Raw genomic sequence first — 15,316 nt, forward strand, 5'->3', positions numbered from 1 at the left:
GTAGCTGGGCGTATGGTGGGCGTAGGGTGGGCTTCAGCCCACCATAACGATCTCAGCCTCATCATGTAGGCTCCACCCATTTCGGTGGGCTGAAGCCCGCCCTACAAAACTGCTGAGCCGATCATTCCTGACGGCGCTTGAGCTGGTCCTTCAGCTGGGTCGGCAGCTGGCGAATGATCAGCATGTCGCGGCCCTCGTCGTACTCGATCTTCGAGCCCAGCAGGTGCGCCTCGAAGCTGATCGACAGGCCCTCGGCGCGGCCGGTGAAGCGCTGGAACTGGCTGAGGGTGCGCTTGTCCGCCGGAAATTCCGGGGCCATGCCGTAGTCCTTGTTGCGGATATGCTCATAGAACGCCTTGGGGCGCTCCTCGTCGATCAGCCCGGAGAGTTCCTCCAGGGTGATCGGCTCGCCCAGCTTGGCCTGGCCGGTGGCGTAGCCGACCAGGGTCTTGGTCTTCTCGCGGGCCTGTTCTTCGGGCAGGTCCTCGCTTTCCACGAAATCGCTGAAGGCCTTGAGCAGCGTGCGCGTTTCGCCCGGGCCGTCGACGCCCTCCTGGCAGCCGATGAAGTCGCGGAAGTAGTCCGACACCTTCTTGCCGTTCTTGCCCTTGATGAAGGAGATGTATTGCTTGGACTGCTTGTTGTTCTGCCACTCGCTGATGTTGATGCGCGCGGCCAGGTGCAGCTGGCCCAGGTCCAGGTGCTTGGCCGGGGTCACGTCCAGCGCGTCGGTCACCGCCACGCCTTCGCTGTGGTGCAGCAGGGCGATGGCCAGGTAGTCGGTCATGCCTTGCTGATAGTGAGCCAGCAGCACGTGGCCGCCGGTGGAGAGGTTGGATTCCTCCATCAGCTTCTGCAGATGTTCGACAGCCTGGCGGCTGAAGGCGGTGAAGTCCTGCTCGCCGTCGAGGTAGGCCTTGAGCCAGCCGCTGAACGGGTAGGCGCCGGACTCCTCGTGGAACAGGCCCCAGGCCTTGCCCTGCTTGGCGTTGTAGCTTTCGTTGAGGTCGGCCAGCAGGTTTTCCATGGCCTGCGAGGTGGTCAGCTCGCTGTCGCGGGCGTGCAGCACGGCAGGGCTGCCATCGGGTTTCTTGTCGATCAGGTGGACGATGCAGTGGCGGATCGGCATGGGGTTTCGGTCTTTGACGGTTCGCGATGGGAGTGGCCGCATCGCCGGACGAGCGAATGCTCAGGCCGGCGGCGCGGCGGCATGGGCGAAGTCTACCTGACATCGCCGGAGGATGCCGGTGGCGCCAGGCGAGAGATGGCTATTTGCTGGCTAATTGCCGGTATCTGCAGTGATATATCTCTATTTTCTGGCAAAAATCGCAATTTTCGATTCGCGTGATGACGCAACTCGGTCTAGCGTCTTTCACGTCCACACGACGTAGTAAAGGGACGCACCGCGGTGGCGCCACAAGCGTTGCCGCCTTTCTCGATCTCCAGATATGGATTGGAGGCTACATGCGCAACAAGATCAATAATCGCCGTCTATTGGGCGCCGCCTTGCTGGCGGCCATTTCCGGGCAGGCCAGTGCGGCCAAGGGGCTCGACGTCACCGAACTGTTCGATCAGTTCTGGAGCCCGACCCGGCTCGGAACGGCGGAATGCCGCTCCGGCGTGCTGAGTGCAACGCCGCTGTTGCTGCCGCGCTGCATGCAGGCGGCCAACAGCATGACCCACCTGCAGATGTTCAACGACATCGCCCTGGCCAATGGTGGCAACCGTGCCGCCGGCCTGCCCGGTTACCAGCGCTCCCTCGATTATGTGCAGGCGACGTTGGAAAGCGCCGGCTACAGGGTCACCCGTCAGGCCTTCCCGTTCAGTGCGTTCTACCCGCAAGGGCCAGGCGTGCTGCAGAGCCTGGCGCCGACTCCGGCGCAGTACGAGTGGGAAGTGGACTTCACCTACCTGTCGCAGACCGACGCTGGCGATGTGAGCGCACCGGTGGTGGCGGTGGACATCGCTCTGGGCGAGGGCAACCAGTCCAGCAGCGGCTGCGAGGCCGAGGACTTCGCCGCTTTCCCGGCCGGCTCCATCGCCCTGCTGCAGCGCGGCAGCTGCAACTTCCAGATCAAGGCCGAGAACGCCGCCGCCGCTGGCGCCGTGGGCGTGGTGATCTTCAACCAGGGTGACAGCGAGGACCGCAAGGGCCTGCTCAACGCCACCCTGGGCGATGCCTATGCCGGCGGTATTCCGGTGCTGTTCACCACCTATGACGTGGGCGTGAGCCTGGCGCAGACGGCCGAGCAGCAGGTGCGCATGGTCACCGACGTGGTGCGCGAGCGAACCCAGACCTACAACCTGGTGGCCGAGCACAAGCGTGGCAAGTCGGACAACGTGGTGATGCTCGGCGCGCACCTGGATTCGGTGTTCGAGGGGGCCGGCATCAACGACAACGGTTCGGGTAGCGCCGCGCTGCTGGAGCTGGCCGTGCAGATGGCCAAGGCCAAGCCGAAGAACAGGCTGCGTTTCGCCTGGTGGGGCGCCGAGGAATCGGGGCTGGTGGGTTCGACCTACTACGTCAACCAGCTGCCCGCCGAGGACAAGGCGAAGATCAAGGCGTACCTGAACTTCGACATGATCGCGTCGCCGAACTTCGCCTACTTCATCTATGACGGCGACGGTTCGGAGTTCGGCCTGCAAGGCCCGCCCGGCTCGGCGGCGATCGAGCGTCTGTTCGGCGAGTATTACCGCCTGCGCGGCCTGCCTTTCGAGGGCGACGAGATCAGCTTCCGTTCCGACTATGCGCAGTTCTTCCTCGATGGCATCGCCTTCGGCGGGCTGTTCACCGGGGCCGAGGTGGTCAAGTCCGAAGAGCAGGCCAGGCGTTATGGCGGCACCGCGGGCGAAGCCTTCGATCCGTGCTACCACGAAGCCTGCGATGACCTGAACAACATCGATCTGCGCGCGCTGGAGGTCAACGGCGATGCCATGGCCTTCGTCGCCAGCTGGCTGTCGCTGTCGACCAAGATCGTCGATGACGAGATCGCTGCGTCCAGGGATTCGCGCCGGATGATGCGCAGTGCCCAGGCCTACGACATCACCCACTGGGGTAAGCACTGGGTCAAATAGCCTTGTGTGACCTGGCATAGGGCGCCGTGCGTAGCGCAAGCCGGTGCGCACGGCGCACCCTACGAAAGAAAAGCCCGCGAGCGTATCGCGGGCTTTTTTTGTGGCCGCTGCCCGAAGCTAGCTGCGCTCCGGGCTCGGCACCACCGAGGGCGCCTGCTCTGGGCCGTTGCCGCGGCGCCTTTGCAGCGCGCGCAGGCGCTCGATCACGTAGCGCAGGTGCATGTGCAGCTCGTACAGCTCGTTGGAGTACGACAGCGGCACCTCGACGGAGGCCAGTTCGTCCTCGAGCGTTTCCAGGCGCTGGATCTCGCTCTCCAGTTCGTTCGGCAGCGAGCCGGCATGCAGCTTGCGATCGATGTCGCGCAGGTACTTGTACCAGCGGTAGATGCGCGCGCGGATGCGCCACTGGTAGATCGGCCCGACGGCCTTGAACAGCGGAATCATCACCACGATCAGCGGGATCAGCAGGATGATGTAGCGATCGGCCAGCGAGGCGATGCGAAACGGCAGGTAGCGCTGCAGGATCGGCAGGCCCTTGTCGTAGTAGTGCCTGGCATCCTTGTGCAGGTCGAAGGTACGCGGCTCGGCGCTGGGGAAGGTGCCGGCGGTGTCGAGCAGGGTGCCGCCGCGCATCACTTCGCGGCTGGCCTCGAGAAACAGCGGTACCAGGCCGGGATTGAAGTCATCGTTGACCACCAGCGTGGCGACCGGGGCCAGGGTGACGATGTCGCGGTCCGGGGCATTGCTGGCCAGGTCGAGCAGGCCCTCGCCGACCTTGACCTGGTTGAAGAAGGGCAGGCGTGCCTCGTAGGCGGCGGCGCGACGAAAATGCGCCAGGGCGATATCCGGGCTGGCCGCCAGTTGCTGCACCAGGGCGTTCTCTGCCGGGCCGACGAAGAAGGCGGCGTCCAGCTCGCCGGCCAGCAGCGCGCGGGCCGCCTTGCCGCCGCCGATGCTCTGCCAGGTATCGGGATACTGCTCGGGCGCGATGGCATTGGCGCCGAGGATGGCATCGCTGGCGGCGCGGGTGCCGCTGCCATCGCCGCCCAGGCCGAGACGCAGCGGCAGCAGATCGGCAATGCGGTCCAGCTCCACGTCGCGCCGGTAGAACAGCCACAACGGCTCCTGATAGATAGCGCCGAGGCTCTGCAGACGCGCCTGCTCGTCGGGCGTCAGCTGACGTTCCAGACCGCTCTGCACCAGGGCGATCTGCACGTCGGGGTCCTTTGTCAGCAGGCGCTGCAGGTTGTCGCGCGAACCGGAGGTCGGCACCAGATGGAGCTCGAAGCCTTCCTTGGCCAGCTCTTCCTTCAGGCGTTCGGCGAACTGCTGGTAGGCCCCGCCCGCGGTGCCGGTGGCGATGCTGGCGCTCATCGGCGGCGGCGGGGCGACGAACTGGAACAGGGCCCAGATCAGGCCGGCCACCACCGGGACTATCCACAGGTTGGCCAGAATCATGATTTTCAGGTCGTTCAGTACGCGGCGCATTGGGCATCCTTGGCGAGGTTTCCACCCAAGGATAGAACCTGATCCTCGCTTCGGTCACGCCAGGAGGCATCACGACAGTGCCTTGCGCCTCATGCGCAGGCCGTCGAGTAGCAGCGCCGCGCCGAGCAGCGCCAAGGCGTACAGGGCATCGCTGCCAAGCATCAGCAGCACGCCTGCGCAGAGCAGCGCGCTGAGCCCGGCCAGCAGGCGCCAGATACCGCGTAGCAGCACCCAGCCGGCCGCCATGCTCAGCAGGTAGATCAGCACGAAGTTGCCGTTGGCGTAGCGGATCAGGTCGTCCACCGACAGGTTCAACGCCGCCGAAAGCGTGGTGCACAGTGCGCAGCTGATCACCACCAGGAGCAACGCCTTGCCGGGAACGCCGTGGCGATTGCGCACGGCCATTCTGGCCGGCAGGCGACCCTCGTCGGCCAGGCTCCAGATCAGTCGGGCAAAGCCCTGAATATAGACGTTCATCGAGGCGAAGCAGGCCAGATAGCCGAGCACCGCCACCAGCACGCGCGCCTGTTCGCCGAGCAGCAGGGAGAACAGGCGGGGCAGGGCGGTGGCGTCGCTGTGGATGTCGCCATAGGTGGCGAAGCTCAGCACCGCCACCGAACAGGCCCAGTACACCAGGCCGGCCAGCAGCACGCCGAGCAGCAGTGCCAGCGGGAAGTCGCGCTCGGGATGCTTGAACTCCTCGCCCAGGTGGGTGAAGGCCTCGATGCCGACGAAGCACCAGAACATCACCCCCAGCGCCGTCGGCAACAGGTGCCATTGGCCTTGCATCGCCGGCAGCAGCGGTTGGCTGGCGCGCGGCAGATCACCGACCCACCAGATCAGCGCCACGCTGGCGACGATGGCCACGGCGATCAGCCCCTGGAGCATGCCCGAGGCCTTCGGCGGACGCTGGCCAAGCAGGAGGATGGCGCCCAGTGTAGCCAGTTCGACGAGCAGCAGGCCTCTACGATCAAGGTCGAACAGGGCCAGCCAGAAACCGCTGGCGATATGCAGGGCAGCCGGCAGGCCGACCGGCAGTACGGCGAGAAACAGCAGGGCGCTGACGCCCTCCATGCGCAGACCGAAGGCGCGACCGATCAGATGCGGCGCGCCGCCGGCATGGGGGAAGCGCTTGCCCAACTGGGCGAAGGTGAAGGCCACCGGCAGCACCAGGGCGATCAGCAGCAACCAGGCCCACAGCGAGGCCTCGCCGGCGGCGGTGGCGGCCAGTGCCGGCACCACGAAGATGCCGGTGCCGAGCAGCGAAGTGCTGAGCAGGGCGATGCCCTGCAGCAGGCCCAATTCCTTGTTCAAGCGACTCATGGGGTATGCTCATCCTTTTTGCGATACCGCCATGTTAGGGCGCAGGCCGCGTGCAGGCTGTCGCCTTTTGCCGACGAAATGGCGGTTTTCCCCGTCAGACTGATTGCCGCCCGAGAGGCCCCGTGGACAAGTTCGATCGCCAGATCCTCGCCCTGCTGCGCAGCGATGCGCGCACCTCCGTCAGCCAGATCGCGCGTGAGGTGAACCTGTCACGTTCAGCGGTCAGCGAGCGGATTCGCTGTCTGGAAAGCAGCGGGGTGATTCGCGGTTATCACGCCCAGGTGGCCGAGCCGGGCGAGACGGGGGTCAAGGCCTTTCTCGAACTCTTCTATCAGGGCCGGCGCTGTGAGGAGTACGTCGAGCGCATGCGCGCCCTGCCCGAGGTGCGCCATTGCAGCGGCATCAGCGGGGAAACCGACATGCTGGTGTTCATCGAGGCACCGAGCATGACGCGCCTGAGCGAGGTGCGCGGCGCCATCGAGGCGTTCCCCGGCATGCAGAAGGTCAAGACCCATGTGGTGGTCAAGGACTGGTCGATGTAGCGCAGCTCATTCGGCGTGTTCGCCCTGCTCGACGGCTTGCGGGCGTTGCAGGGCCAGCAACGGCAGGCCGGCGCCGAGCACCAGCAACCCCAGCAGCGCGCCGCTGCCGGCGTAGAGCGTGCTGGAATACAGCAGGCCCAGGCAGGTGGCGGCGAACAGCAGCGGCGTCAGCGGATACAGCGGCACGCTGAACGGCCGGCGTACCCAGGGCTGGCGCTGGCGCAGGCGAATCAGCGCCAGGGCGACGAGGGACATGAACAGCCAGAACACCGGAGCGGTGTAGGCCACCATGGTCTCCACGCCGTTCGCGCTCAGTGCGCCGAACAGGATCAGCGGCAGGGTCAGCACGCATTGCAGCAGCAAGGCGCGCACCGGGGTAGCGCCGCGCTCGTTCCAGCGGCCGATGAAGGCCAGCAACGGCACGTCGCGGCCCAGCGCGTAGTACACCCGCGCGCCGGTGAACAATGTGGCGTTCAGCGTGCTCAGGGCGGTCAGGCAGACGAACATCGCCAGCAGCGCCTCGGCCCTTGGCCCGGCGACGATGCTCATCAGGTCCGCCGCCACGGCATCGCTCTGGCGCAGGCCGTCGAGGCCGAAGATATTCAGGAACACCAGGTTCGCCAGCAGGTAGATGGCGGTCACCACGGCCGTGCCGATCAGCAGCACGCGGCTCATGTTGCGCGCTGGGTTGCGCAGCTCGCCGGACAGGTAGGCCGCCTCGTTCCAGCCGCCGTAGGTGAGCAGCACGAAGACCATGCCCATGCCCAGCATCCCCGCCAGGCTGCCGCCGGCAGGAGCGCTACCGGCGATGCTCGGCTGCGGTTCGGCCAGCGCCAGACCGGCGAGCACCACCGTCAGCAGCGCCAGCACCGTCACCCCGGTGAAGAACACCTGGGCGCGCCGCGATTCGCGGGTGCCGAGTACGTTGAGCAGGGTCAGCGCCACCACCACCGAGGCGGCATGCCAGGCGCTGCCATACTCGCCGAGCGGCAGCAGGCGCTGGGCGTAGTCACCGTAGATGAAGGCGACCACGGCGATGGCGCCGGTCTGGATCACCGTGCCGCGTGCCCAGGCGAACAGCAGGGCGACTTGCGGGCCCCAGGCCAGGCTCAGGTAATGGTATTCGCCGCCCTGGTCCGGGTGTGCGGCGCCCAGTTCGCCGTAGCACAGCGCGCCGATCAGCATCACCAGGCCGCCGGCCAGCCACAGCGCCAGATACAGTTCGGCGCTGCCGGCATGCTGCGCCACCAGCGGCGGCAGGCCAAAGATGCCGACGCCGATCACCACGCCGACCAGCATGGCGACCGCATCGATGACCGACAGCCCGGCGCGTTGGGAGGACACTAGCGAGGTCATGGCTCAGCTCCTGCGCGCGACCCAACCCTGCTGCGCGCCGTCCGCCGGTACGGCCTCGATGCGGTCGCCATTGAGCTGGCCGACATACAGGCGGTCGTCGAGGGTGAAGCGCAGTTCGTTGCCCTTCAGCTGGCCGCTGAGCCCGCCGAGCTGACCGTCGACCGTACCGGTGACGTTCTGGAAGCGTTGCTCGAGTTCGACCCGATGGCTTTTCCCGTCGAGTTCGAGGGTCCACTGGCCTGCCACCTTGGCCGGCACGATCCACAGATATACCGAGCTGCCGTTGATCACATCGCTCTGGTCGGGCTCCCAGTCACCGAGATCGAAAGCATGCGAGACCACTCGCGTGCCCGGCTTGAGCGTGTCGAGAATGACCGGGCGCAAACGCATGTTGACCGTGGACAGCAGGTACATGGTCAGCACGTCGGCCTCGGAGATGTCCTTCTGGAACAGGTCGCCCTGCTCGAAGGTGACCTTGTCCGCCACGCCCTCGCGTTCGGCGTTCTGCTGCGCCTCGTTGACGCGCTCCGGGTCCAGGTCGATGCCGTAGGCTGCTCGCGCGCCATGGGCCTGCACGGCAGAGATGGCGATGCGGCCATCGCCCGAGCCGAGGTCGATGAGGTAATCGTCCGGGCCGACCTCGGCCAGCTTGAGCATATGCGCCACCACCGGTTCCGGCGTGGGCACGTAGGGCACGTCCAGTCGCGGTGGCTGCTGGGCCTGCGCGCTGCCGATCAGCAGACTGGCCAGCAATCCGGCGGGCAGGGTGAGGGAGGTGAGGCTACGGAGGGATAGAACGCTCATCGGGAAAGGCTCCTCACAGGTGACGATTTTCCTCCGACTGGCGAGCCGGGCCTAGGTTCGCGCAAGTACCCGGCAGGATCGGGCAAGAAAGGCCTTGCGGCCAGTCGCCACAACGCCTGTGGCTGTGTAACCGGATGTGATGCCATCGCCCGGCATTGCCAGCCATTGGCCGCGCAGGCACTGTAGGCGGGTTTTTCGCTTCGGTCGTTCTCGCATGCGCATCCTGCACACCTCCGACTGGCATCTGGGCCAGCACTTCATGGGCAAGACCCGACAGGCCGAGCATCAGGCTTTCTGCGCCTGGCTGCTTGCGCAGGTACGCAGCCATGCCGTGGACGTGCTGCTGATCGCCGGCGACGTATTCGACACCGGCGCGCCGCCCAGCTATGCCCGCGAGCAGTACTACCGCCTGGTGGTGGAACTGCGTGACGCCGGCTGTGCGCTGGTGGTGCTCGGCGGCAACCACGACTCACCGGCCATGCTCGGCGAGAGCCGCAGTCTGCTGGCGCAACTGGGTACCCGGGTGGTGCCGGGCGTCGGTGTCGATCTCGCCGAGCAGGTGCAGGTGCTGCATGACCGCGAGGGAGTGCCTGGCGCCATTCTCTGCGCGGTACCCTTCATCCGCCCGCGTGACGTCACGGCCAGCCAGGCCGGGCAGAGCGCGCAGGACAAGCAGCAATCGCTGCAGCAGGCCATCGCCGAGCACTACCGAGCCCTGCACGAGCTGGCGCAGCGCAAGCGCGACGAGCTGGGCCTGGCGCTGCCGATCATCGCCACCGGCCACCTCACCACCGTGGGCGCCAGTGCCAGCGAGTCGGTGCGGGAAATCTACGTCGGCAGCCTCGAGGCCTTCCCCACCAGCGCCTTCCCGCCTGCGGATTACATCGCCCTCGGTCACATCCACAGGCCGCAGAAGGTCGGCGGCCTGGAGCACATCCGCTACAGCGGCTCGCCCATCGCCCTGTCCTTCGACGAGGCGCGCCAGCAGAAGGAGGTGCTGCTGCTGGACTTCGATGCTGCCGCGCTGCAATCGATCACGCCATTGCCAGTACCGGTGTTCCAGCCCATGGCCAGCCTGCGCGGCTCGCTCAAGGAGCTGGCCGGTGCCATCGCCGAACAGGCCGCCCAGGGCACGACCGAGCGGCCTGTGTGGCTCGAGGTACAGGTCAGCACCGATGACTACCTGAGCGACCTGCAAAGCCGCATCGACGCACTGTGCGAAGGGTTACCTGTCGAGGTGCTGCGCATCCGCCGCGAACGTGGCACGGCCAGCGCCAGCCTGGCCAGCGAAGCGCGGGAGACGCTGGATGAACTCAGCGTGGAAGATGTTTTCAGGCGCCGCCTGCAACAGGAAGCGATCGAGGCGCACGACGCCCAGCGCTTGCAGGAACTCTACCGACAGATAGTGGAAGAGCTGCCCAAGGCCCAGCAGTGAGCGTCAGGCACCGGCTTGATCCATTGCTGCGCAGCCGGATGGAAGTGGATAGATGGTCGATCCAGCAGGCCTTTTCGTAGAGCCGCTGGCTAACCACGCACGCAGATTGTTCGCTTCGCTCTCTGGGACTGGCTGAAGCCGGCCCCTCAATCAAGCGCTCTGCTTTTGCCTGCCCGCTAGGTTGATCGTTCCGCTGCAGGGCTCGCCTGTTTGTGGCCCGAGCTGCCGCAGGCATTCTATGCTGTGGGTGGTGGCTTTGGCTGAGGTGCGAAAGTGCCGTTATTCAATGCGTTGGCGCGATCGCTGGATCCGTTGCACGGGGCGCAGGCTGCGACCCGGCAGGCGTTCGACCATTGGTATCGTCAGGCGAAGATTCCGCAGATTCGCTACGTCGCCTTCCTGACCATGGCGCTGTACCTGATGTACGCCGCCATCGAGCAGAACGTGGCGAGCGAGCAGGTGTCGGCCCGTTTCATCGTCCATGGACTGATGGTGCCCGGCGCGCTGCTGGCGGTGGGCTTGCTGAGTTTTCAGCCGAATCGCCAGCGCACCATGTTCGCCATTCTCACGGTGGCACCGGTGTGTACGGCGGCGGCCAATCTCCATTTCAATTTCGGCACGCCGCTGTTCGTCCATTATGCGCCGGAGCTCTACCTCAACCTGATGTGGACCTTCGCCGTCTCCGGTCTCACCCTGCGTCAGGCCCTGGCAACGGCCTCGGCGTCGGTGCTGGTGATTCTTGTCGTCACTCTCGGCCATTCGCTGGAGCCGGGCATGCAACGGCTGCACCTGATCTGGATTCTCGCTTCGTTCTCCTTCGGTCTGCTCAGCGCCTTCCTGCTGGAGAGGGTGCACAAGCGCATGTTCCTGCATCAGGACAGCCTGGCCCTGAGCGCCAGCATCGACAGCCTGACCGGGCTGTGGAATCGTGCGCGCACCCTGCATTTTCTCGCCGAGGAGGCTGCGCGCGCCGATCGTTACGGCACGCCTTTCTCGGTGGTGCTGATCGATATCGACCACTTCAAGAGCGTCAACGATACCCATGGCCATGCGGCGGGTGACAGCGTGCTGCGTCAGTTCGCCGGGCTGCTGCGTGACGGAGTGCGTGTGGTCGACCGGGTTGGCCGGCTCGGCGGCGAGGAGTTTCTGATCGTCCTGCCGCAGACCGATGCAGAGCACGCGGAACAGGCCATGCAGGCGCTGCAGACGCGGATCAACGGTTTTTCGTTCGATCGCGTGCAGCGCAAGAGCGCCAGCTTCGGCATCGCCGAATACCGCCGCGGCGAAAGTATCGACAGCCTGATGGAGCGTGCCGATCAGGCGATGTACCGGGCCAAGGCCAATGGCCGCGACCGCATCGAGATACTCTGAGGGCAGGCCCGAACTGCGCATTCCCACTCCGGTCGAATCCCTGCCCTCATTACTCTGGAGCCCCTCATGCAACGAACTGCGTATTTTCTCGCGGCTGCAGCCGCTGCCCTGTTGCTCACTGGCTGTGCGAAAAACTCCAGCGAGCAGGACGCCAGGCTGACCGAGCAATGGCTGGGACGCTGGAGCGGGCCGGAGGGCACCTACCTGGAAATCACAGGCACGCCCGCTGACTACCGTCTGACCATCGCCAACCTCGACGGCCCGCGACGCTTCGTCGGCCGTGCGCAGGGAGCGCAGATCGTCTTCGTGCGCGACGGCGTGGCGGAGCGCATTCGCGCCACCAACGGTGAGGCCACCGGCATGAAATGGCTGCTGGACAAACAGAACTGCCTGACCGTGCGCAGCGGCGAGGGCTACTGCCGCGATTGAGCCGTTACGCCACAGGGATATGCCAGAATGAACGCCTTCAACGGCTTACGACCTGTGCATGAAAATCCTCAGCCTGCGCCTCAAGAACCTCAACTCGCTCAAGGGCGAATGGAAGATCGATTTTGCCGCCGAGCCCTTCGCCGGCAGCGGCCTGTTCGCCATCACCGGGCCGACCGGCGCGGGCAAGACCACGCTGCTCGATGCGATCTGCCTGGCCCTGTACCACCGCACACCGCGAATGAGCACGCTGTCGGCCAGTGGCAACGAGCTGATGACCCGGCACACTGCCGACTGCCTGGCCGAGGTGGAATTCGAGGTGAAAGGGCAGGGCTATCGCGCCTTCTGGAGCCAGCGCCGCGCGCGGGACAAGGTCGAAGGCGCGCTGCAGGCGCCCAAGGTGGAGCTGGCGCGTATTGCCGACGGTGAAATCCTCACCGACAAGATTCGCGAGAAGGAACACCTTACCGCCGAACTGACCGGCCTGGACTTCGAGCGTTTCACCAAATCCATGCTGCTGGCCCAGGGCGGTTTCGCGGCCTTCCTCGAGGCCAACGCCAACCAGCGTGCCGAGCTGCTGGAGGAACTGACCGGCACCGAGGTGTACGGACTGATCTCGCAGCAGGTCTACGAGCGCACCAAGGCGTCGGAACAGGCGCTGAATCTGCTGAAAAGCCGCGCCCAGGGCATGGAGCTGCTGGACGAGGCGCAGCGCGCCGAACTGCAGGCCGAGCATCAGCGCCTGAATCAGGAGGAGGCGCCGCTGCTGGCTCGGCAGCAGGCCCTGCAAGGCCAGCGCCGCTGGCGCGAAGCCCTGCAACAGGCCGAGCAGCAATGCGAGCGGGCGCGACTGGGACTGGAGCAGGCGCAGCAGGCGCGCAACGAGGCGGCCGGCGAGCTGCAGCGTCTGGCCGCCAGTGAACCGGCCGCGCGCCTGCAGCCGTTGTATCAGAGCTGGCAACAGCTGCAGCAGGACCGGCAGCAGGCGCAGCAGGAGCTGGACAACCTGCAGGCGCAGCAGCGCCACAGCAGCGAGCGCGAACATCGGCAGCTCTGGCTGGCCAGCCGCTACGCCCGGCAATGCCTGAGCCTGCACCAGAGCGAACAGCAGCGTCTGACCGAGCAGCGTGACGCGCTGCAAGCACGCCTGAACGATGCGCCGCAGCGAGCGCGTTTGGGCGAGTTGCTCGGCGGCTGGCGCGCGCAGTTCGATCAGCGCGGGCAACTGCTCATGCGGCAGCAGACGCTGCGCGCGGGCATGGCGCAGGAGCGCGAGCAGCTCGCTGCCTTGCAACGGCAGCGTGATCAGCTTGCCGCGCAACAGACGGACGCGGCGACGCGGCTGGAGCAGGCCCAAGCCCGCGAAGCCGAACAGCACAGCGAGCTGCAGGCGTTGCTCGGCGCGGACGACGAGGCCGGGCTGCGGCAGCGCTGGCAGCAGCTGCAGGTGCAGGGAAGGGCGCTGGATCGCCTGGAACAACTGGCGCAGAGCCGCGAGCAGACGGCCGAACAGATCGCCGAGCTGACCCCGCACCTGGCGCAGCTGCACACACAGCACGCCGCCAGGAACGATGAAATCACCGGCCTGCGTGAGCGCTACAAGGTGCTCAAGCAGCAGGTTGCCGACAAGGAAAAGCTGCTGGAGCAGGAGCAGCGTATTCAGGATCTGGAAGCCTATCGTGCCCAGCTGCAGCCGGGCGAAGCCTGCCCATTGTGCGGTTCGCACGAGCATCCGGCGGTCAGCCAGTACCAGGCGCTGGATGTCTCCGCCACGCGCCAGGCGCTGGAGCAGTGCCGCAGCGACCTGGCGCAGCTGGAAAGCCAGGGCGGCACCCTGCGCGATGAACTGACCCGTCTGGCCACGCAGATCGCCCAGCTGCAGCAGCAACTGGAACAGGCGCAACAGCGTGTCGCCCAACAGGACGCGCAGTGGCAGCAGCAACTGGCCGAGCAGGCCCTGCAGATCGCCGATGGCGCAGCGCTGCGGCAGTTGCAGCGGGAGCATGAGCAGCATCTGGGGCAACTGCAGCAGCGTCTCGCCCAGGTCGAAACCCGCCAGGCCGAGCTGACGCAGGCGCGCAGCGCCCGCGAGATTGCCGAACGGGCGCTGGCCGATATGCAGCAGCGCCAGGCGTTGCTGGCGCGCGATGAAGAAAACCTGCAGGCGCGTCAACGCGAACAGAACGAGCGTCTGCAAGGATTGGAGCAGGAACTGCGGCATCACGATCAGGCGCTGCTGGCCAGCCTCGAGGGCTTTGCCTCGGAGTTGCCGGCCGACGCCGACACCTGGCTGGCCGAGCAGGCGAGTGCCTGGCGCGACTGGCAGCAGGCTCAGGCGCAGGACCAGCAGGTGCAGGAGCAGCTGCGCGAAACCCAGCGTCTGCTCGCCGAAGCCGAGGCCCGGGCCGAGCAATGGCAACAGCGCTGGCAGGTCGAACAGGCCCAGGCGCTGATCGAGCCCGAGCCAGTGGTGCAGCCCGAGCAGGCCCTGCAAGGTGCTATCGACAGCCTGGCCAGCGCGCAGCGCGAAAGCGATGCCCTGCGTGGCCGGCAGCAGAGCCAGCAGAGCCTGCTGCAGCAACTGCAGCAGCGCCTGAGCGAAGCCGAGCAGCGCTGGCAGCAGGCGCTGGCGGCCAGCCCCTTCACTGACCTGCAGGCATTTCTCGCCGCGCTGCTGGAGGAGGACGAACGCGAGCGTCTGACGAGTTTGCAGGCGCGTCTGCAGCAAGCCCTTACCGAGGCCACGACCTTGTTGGCCGCCGCCGACGCGCAATGGCAGCAGTTGAGCGCCGCACCGCAGACCGAGCTGACGCTGGCCGAGCTGGATGAGCAGCTGCAGGCGCTGCAATTGGCCTTGCGCGAGCTGAGCCAGCGTCAGGGCGAGCTGCGCGCCCAGTTGCAGGCCGACGATGCGCGGCGCAGCAGTCAGCAGGCGCTGTTCGCCGAGATCGCCGCACAGGAGAGCGAGCACGCATTGTGGCAGCAGCTCAACGGCCTGATCGGTTCGGCCGATGGCGCCAAGTTCCGCAAGTTCGCCCAGGGCCTGACCCTCGATCACCTGATCCACCTGGCCAATCGCCAACTGACGCGCCTGCACGGGCGCTACCAGCTGGCGCGCAAGAGCAGCGGCGAACTGGAGCTGGAGGTGTGCGACACCTGGCAGGCCGACGTGGCGCGCGACTGCCGCACCCTGTCCGGTGGCGAGAGCTTCCTGGTCAGCCTGGCGTTGGCCCTGGCGCTGTCGGACCTGGTCAGCCACAAGACCAGCATCGACTCGCTGTTTCTCGACGAAGGCTTCGGCACCCTGGATGGCGAAACCCTGGAAGTGGCGCTCGATGCCCTCGACAACCTCAACGCCAGCGGCAAGACCATCGGCGTGATCAGTCACGTCGAGGCGATGAAGGAACGCATTCCCGTACAGCTGCGGGTGCACAAGGGCGTCGGCCTAGGCTACAGCCGGCTCGACGCGCGTTTTGCGGTGAAGGAAGGAGCGTAG

General features: G+C 66.3%; 11 protein-coding genes. 6 read left to right on the forward strand and 5 right to left on the reverse strand.

Annotated elements, in window-relative coordinates; translation table 11 throughout:
• Positions 1-121 precede the first annotated feature (121 nt).
• Positions 122-1,129 (reverse strand): nucleoid-associated protein YejK, encoded by a 1,008-nt coding sequence (gene yejK / locus BLS61_RS14250; protein WP_090431911.1) that lies wholly within the window; start codon positions 1,127-1,129, stop codon positions 122-124.
• 335 nt (positions 1,130-1,464) lie between these two features.
• On the opposite strand from yejK, the gene BLS61_RS14255 reads away from it, so the two are divergent.
• Positions 1,465-3,075: a M28 family metallopeptidase gene (locus BLS61_RS14255; protein WP_090431913.1), complete on the forward strand. Its 1,611-nt coding sequence runs from the start codon at positions 1,465-1,467 to the stop codon at positions 3,073-3,075.
• A gap of 117 nt (positions 3,076-3,192) precedes the next feature.
• Here the strand turns inward: BLS61_RS14255 and BLS61_RS14260 are convergent, their stop codons facing one another.
• Positions 3,193-4,563, reverse strand: coding sequence for a TAXI family TRAP transporter solute-binding subunit (locus BLS61_RS14260; RefSeq protein ID WP_090431915.1), 1,371 nt, complete (start codon positions 4,561-4,563; stop codon positions 3,193-3,195).
• Between the two features lie 69 nt (positions 4,564-4,632).
• A complete protein-coding gene (yjeH, locus tag BLS61_RS14265; RefSeq protein WP_090431917.1) occupies positions 4,633-5,886 on the reverse strand; it encodes an L-methionine/branched-chain amino acid transporter in 1,254 nt (417 codons plus the stop codon).
• A 122-nt stretch (positions 5,887-6,008) separates the two neighbouring features.
• On the opposite strand from yjeH, the gene BLS61_RS14270 reads away from it, so the two are divergent.
• A complete protein-coding gene (locus tag BLS61_RS14270; protein ID WP_090431919.1) occupies positions 6,009-6,428 on the forward strand; it encodes an Lrp/AsnC family transcriptional regulator in 420 nt (139 codons plus the stop codon).
• A gap of 6 nt (positions 6,429-6,434) precedes the next feature.
• On the opposite strand, the gene BLS61_RS14275 is transcribed toward BLS61_RS14270, so the two are convergent.
• Positions 6,435-7,784 (reverse strand): APC family permease, encoded by a 1,350-nt coding sequence (locus BLS61_RS14275; RefSeq protein WP_090431920.1) that lies wholly within the window; start codon positions 7,782-7,784, stop codon positions 6,435-6,437.
• A gap of 3 nt (positions 7,785-7,787) precedes the next feature.
• Positions 7,788-8,588 carry an SAM-dependent methyltransferase gene (locus tag BLS61_RS14280; RefSeq protein ID WP_090431922.1) on the reverse strand — a complete coding sequence of 267 codons (801 nt, stop codon included), beginning with the start codon at positions 8,586-8,588 and terminating at the stop codon, positions 7,788-7,790.
• A 214-nt stretch (positions 8,589-8,802) separates the two neighbouring features.
• Between BLS61_RS14280 and sbcD the strand changes: the two genes are divergently transcribed.
• The 4 genes from sbcD to BLS61_RS14300 all read left to right on the forward strand — a co-directional run bounded on the left by sbcD (position 8,803) and on the right by BLS61_RS14300 (position 15,316).
• Entirely contained in the window at positions 8,803-10,023 is a 1,221-nt protein-coding gene (sbcD, locus tag BLS61_RS14285) for an exonuclease subunit SbcD (RefSeq protein ID WP_090431924.1), read from the forward strand.
• A gap of 273 nt (positions 10,024-10,296) precedes the next feature.
• Positions 10,297-11,394 carry a GGDEF domain-containing protein gene (locus BLS61_RS14290; protein WP_208598807.1) on the forward strand — a complete coding sequence of 366 codons (1,098 nt, stop codon included), beginning with the start codon at positions 10,297-10,299 and terminating at the stop codon, positions 11,392-11,394.
• 66 nt (positions 11,395-11,460) lie between these two features.
• Complete coding sequence (locus BLS61_RS14295) at positions 11,461-11,823, forward strand: hypothetical protein (RefSeq protein WP_090431925.1); 363 nt, start codon at positions 11,461-11,463, stop codon at positions 11,821-11,823.
• Positions 11,824-11,881: 58 nt separating this feature from the next.
• On the forward strand, positions 11,882-15,316 hold the full coding sequence (locus BLS61_RS14300) for an SbcC/MukB-like Walker B domain-containing protein (protein WP_090431926.1): 3,435 nt from the start codon (positions 11,882-11,884) through the stop codon (positions 15,314-15,316).

This window comes from Ectopseudomonas guguanensis (genome assembly GCF_900104265.1).
In the GTDB taxonomy this organism is placed as follows: Bacteria; Pseudomonadota; Gammaproteobacteria; order Pseudomonadales; family Pseudomonadaceae; genus Aquipseudomonas; species Aquipseudomonas guguanensis.

Bases quoted from the DNA above. Each gene is read 5' to 3' on its own strand.
- yejK (WP_090431911.1), bottom strand. From the start codon at position 1,129: ATGCCGATCCGCCACTGCATCGTCCACCTGATCGACAAGAAACCCGAT.
- BLS61_RS14255 (WP_090431913.1), top strand. From the start codon at position 1,465: ATGCGCAACAAGATCAATAATCGCCGTCTATTGGGCGCCGCCTTGCTG.
- BLS61_RS14260 (WP_090431915.1), bottom strand. From the start codon at position 4,563: ATGCGCCGCGTACTGAACGACCTGAAAATCATGATTCTGGCCAACCTG.
- yjeH (WP_090431917.1), bottom strand. From the start codon at position 5,886: ATGAGTCGCTTGAACAAGGAATTGGGCCTGCTGCAGGGCATCGCCCTG.
- BLS61_RS14275 (WP_090431920.1), bottom strand. From the start codon at position 7,784: ATGACCTCGCTAGTGTCCTCCCAACGCGCCGGGCTGTCGGTCATCGAT.
- BLS61_RS14280 (WP_090431922.1), bottom strand. From the start codon at position 8,588: ATGAGCGTTCTATCCCTCCGTAGCCTCACCTCCCTCACCCTGCCCGCC.
- sbcD (WP_090431924.1), top strand. From the start codon at position 8,803: ATGCGCATCCTGCACACCTCCGACTGGCATCTGGGCCAGCACTTCATG.
- BLS61_RS14295 (WP_090431925.1), top strand. From the start codon at position 11,461: ATGCAACGAACTGCGTATTTTCTCGCGGCTGCAGCCGCTGCCCTGTTG.
- BLS61_RS14300 (WP_090431926.1), top strand. From the start codon at position 11,882: ATGAAAATCCTCAGCCTGCGCCTCAAGAACCTCAACTCGCTCAAGGGC.